The following is a 3,533-nucleotide window of genomic DNA, read 5'->3' as shown; positions in this document are numbered from 1 at the left end:
CAGAAATCCCACAAAACCATAATGGTTTTCATAGAATTTCTTTTTTTTGAAACTACGAACATAATTTACTTATGTCACAGCCCCTTTTTTGTTATCTTTAAAATAAGTAGCAACTTCTTAAATTATTAAGAAAAGCTTAAAGTATATCTCTAATAATTATAATCTATACACTTATATTACCATATTTTTGACGGGAAATCAAGATTGACTATTTTTAGTGGCTGTGTTATTTAGTCTTCAAGAAAGGAGTTGGAAGTGATGAGTAATGGTGGTGATTTGTTATTTAAAATGCCCCTTGATGCAACAAATGATTTTGAATATCAACTGAAAATAATCGCTAAAAGAGCCAACTATCAAATAACTAAGCAAGAAGTGACGCAACTTTTACAAAATAGAGAAGAGATATTAAAAGTCAATTATCTGATTGATTTTTCTTTTAACAATATGCTTTATTTGAGTGAAAGCTTGCTAACGTTTGAAAATAATGGCAAAAGAGCTTATTTGGAATTGGTGAATTATTTGCTGGAAATTTTTTATTATTTGCGAAGTTTTGAAAATCAGCAATTTAGTGATGAAGAAGTAATTGACTATGTTTTAAAAATTTATCAAAAAAACTATCAAAATTTAGAGCTAACTTTAGGCTTTTTTGAAAATCATCCTAATTTGGAGGAAACTTATGATGAACAATGAAATAGTAGTTGATAACCAAGATTATCACAATTTTCTACTACAACACTTGCAAAAAAGAATGAGTGGTTCTTCTGTTTTAACGATTACCGAAGTTGCTAATATTAAACAATCAGTTGATTTTGTTTTAGCTAAAGGAAAAAGTGGTGATGTGGCTGAAGCTTTTCAAGAAGGGAAAGTAGCTATTGAAAGACAACTGAAAGCAGCTCAGGATTGTTATCGTAAAATTGTTGCTAATTATCGCTCATTTGGAAATGTAGCTTTAACAGAAACGATTAACAGTTTTAATAATTTTTTTGCTAGCTATGATTTTGATTATCACGCTCAGGAAGCAAGTGGTCTGTGGATTGATTACTTGTTAGCCAATCCTGTTGATGAGCAAAAATTTCAAGGAATTGATTTTGTTACAGCTTATTTAACTAACTTAGCGGCTGAAGTTGAGTTTTTACAAAGAATTCCTGAAGCAGTTGTAGTGAATACGTTAGAGGCCTATAGTGATTTATTGAAATTTGACTATAAAATTGATGTAAATAACTTATTTGAAGTCATCTTTAATCAAATGCTAGCTAAAATTTTTGTGCAACCCCATTTTAGTTTGAATGAAAGTAATTTAGCTTTATCTAAAATCGAAAGAGATTATCTTTTTGCTAATCGTCAATTTTTAGCAACAGTCACAGTTGTAAAAAAGCTTGTAGCTAATCCTTATTATCAGCTGAGCTTACAAAAATTTGTTAATAAACTTAATTCAGCTCAAGATACTAGCGACTTAGATTACTTTTTAGTGATTCAGAAAAACAGGCCTAAGCATGAAATTTATTTAGGAATGACGATGACACAGAAAAACTATAATTTGTTAATAGAAGAGTTAGCAATAACTGCTGATAGTAAAACTATTTTGAAATATATCGTATCACCTTATGATTTATTGGAGTTGTGGCAGCAAGATATTTTAACGGAAGAACTGTTGACAGCAACTATTTTGAATTTGTCAGAGCCACTTTTTTATGGGGTATTGCTATTAATTGCTCAACAAGAACAATTGCAATGGAAGACAACTCAACAAATTATTGCTGAAAAAGCCACTAGTTCCCCTTTTATAAAGATATTGAAACAAAGAGTAGTGGAGCTAAGTCCTAAAGAGCAAACAGAATTGAATTGTTTTTTACAAGAATATCAACTAGCAAAAAGTGATTTTGCATAAAAAAAGCCTGCTAGAGTTTTTTCTAGCAGGTGAATTTAAATAATAAATTAAGTTAAATGAACGCCTTTATCTACATAAATAACTTCGCCGACAATCCCAGCAGATAGCGGACTAACTAAGAAAGCACAGGCATTTCCGACTTCTTCAATGGTAACGCCCACTTTATCAGGGGTACGGTCTTCTGATAATTGAATTAGTTTTTGATAATCTTTAACACCAGTTACGGCTAAAGTTTTAATTGCGCCAGCTGAAATTCCGTTAACGCGGATGCCTTTTGAAGCTAATTCAGCAGCTAAATAGCGTACAGAAGCTTCTAATGAAGCTTTAGCGATGCCCATCATGTTGTAATTAGGGATGGCTCTAACAGCACCAAGATAAGAAAGTGTAACAATGCTTGAACCTTCGTTTAATAAAGGCATAGCATATTTACTAACAGCAATTAAAGAATAAGCGCTGATATCTTGGGCTAAAGCATAGCCATCACGACTAATATCAGTAACATTGCCAGAAAGTTCTTCTTTTTTAGCAAAAGCGACTGCGTGAACTACGCCATCAATTTTGCCCACTTTTTCAGAAATAGTTTGAAAAGCAGCTTCAATACTTTCATCGCTAGCAACATCACATTCAATTAATAGTGGTTCTTCACCAACTAATCTTTCTAGTGGTTTTTTCATGCGTTCATTTTGATACGTATAAATGACTTCAGCGCCTTGGGCTAACATAGCAGAGGCACAGCCCCAAGCAATACTGCGCTTGTTAGCGACACCCATAATTACGAATTTTTTTCCTTTTAAAAATGACATACTTGACACTCCTTCATTTTGTTAACAGCCAATTTTGGCTTGTAATAAAAATAAAACTTAATAATTGCAGCTAGTAAAAGCTTATTTAACTCTATGAAATACTATTATTATAGAAAATGCTTTGATTGTCAAACTATTTTAGATAATTTTAATTTTTCATTATGAAATGATTGCGAAATATCATAAATTATGATACTTTGAATATCAAAGTAATTTGTTTTTATAAAATTGCTTGAAGTTAAAATTTTTATGAAAAGAGGGAAATTATTTTGACACCAGTTATGACAGCAGTAGAAGTGATGGAACTAATTCCTAATCGCTATCCAATTTATTATATTGATTATGTAGATGAGTTAGAGCCAGGTAACCGTATTTTAGCAACTAAAAATGTGACGATTAATGAAGATTTTTTCAACGGTCATTTTCCAGGTAATCCTGTAATGCCAGGTGTTTTAATTTTAGAAGCGCTAGCGCAAGCTGGTTCTGTCTTAATTTTGAAAACAGAACAATTTTTCGGAAAAACTGCCTACATTGGTGGGATTGATAAAGCGAAATTCCGTAAAAAAGTAGTTCCCGGTGATGTTTTAAAATTAGAATTTATTATTACTAAAATTAAAGGGCAAGTAGGGACTGCTGACGCTACAGCTTATGTTGAGGGCAAGAAAATTGCTGAATGCCAATTCACTTTTATTGTTGGTAAAGAAGATCGTCAAAAATAATAACGTATATAAAAAAGCTGTTGAGATTATTTGGAACTGACCCAGAATAGTGGGACATAATAAAAAAGCACTTCTTGTTGAATTCAAGTAAAATGAATTTAACAGGAGGTGCTTTTTAGCATG

At 31.7% G+C, this 3,533-nt stretch carries 4 protein-coding genes; 3 read left to right on the top strand and 1 reads right to left on the bottom strand.

Going from position 1 to position 3,533, the window contains the following annotated elements; genetic code table 11:
• The first annotated feature begins 258 nt into the window (after nt 1-258).
• Complete coding sequence (locus M2139_RS14125) at nt 259-690, top strand: DUF6323 family protein (RefSeq protein ID WP_280739500.1); 432 nt, start codon at nt 259-261, stop codon at nt 688-690.
• A complete protein-coding gene (locus M2139_RS14120; RefSeq protein ID WP_280739499.1) occupies nt 677-1,888 on the top strand; it encodes a DUF6179 domain-containing protein in 1,212 nt (403 codons plus the stop codon). The genes M2139_RS14125 and M2139_RS14120 overlap by 14 nt, the downstream gene beginning before the upstream one ends.
• A gap of 47 nt (nt 1,889-1,935) precedes the next feature.
• Here the strand turns inward: M2139_RS14120 and fabI are convergent, their stop codons facing one another.
• On the bottom strand, nt 1,936-2,691 hold the full coding sequence (gene fabI, locus M2139_RS14115; RefSeq protein WP_280739498.1) for an enoyl-ACP reductase FabI: 756 nt from the start codon (nt 2,689-2,691) through the stop codon (nt 1,936-1,938).
• A gap of 269 nt (nt 2,692-2,960) precedes the next feature.
• Here fabI and fabZ point away from each other — a divergent pair, with 269 nt between their 5' ends.
• A complete protein-coding gene (fabZ, locus tag M2139_RS14110; protein WP_280739497.1) occupies nt 2,961-3,410 on the top strand; it encodes a 3-hydroxyacyl-ACP dehydratase FabZ in 450 nt (149 codons plus the stop codon).
• The last annotated feature ends 123 nt before the right edge of the window (nt 3,411-3,533 follow it).

The organism is Enterococcus sp. PF1-24 (assembly GCF_029893325.1).
GTDB lineage: Bacteria > Bacillota > Bacilli > Lactobacillales > Enterococcaceae > HY326.
This window is presented reverse-complemented; position numbering and strand designations above follow the sequence as displayed.

What these genes read in the sequence shown, in the direction of transcription:
- M2139_RS14125 (WP_280739500.1), top strand. Translation starts at nt 259, where the DNA reads ATGAGTAATGGTGGTGATTTGTTATTTAAAATGCCCCTTGATGCAACA.
- M2139_RS14120 (WP_280739499.1), top strand. Translation starts at nt 677, where the DNA reads ATGATGAACAATGAAATAGTAGTTGATAACCAAGATTATCACAATTTT.
- fabI (WP_280739498.1), bottom strand. Translation starts at nt 2,691, where the DNA reads ATGTCATTTTTAAAAGGAAAAAAATTCGTAATTATGGGTGTCGCTAAC.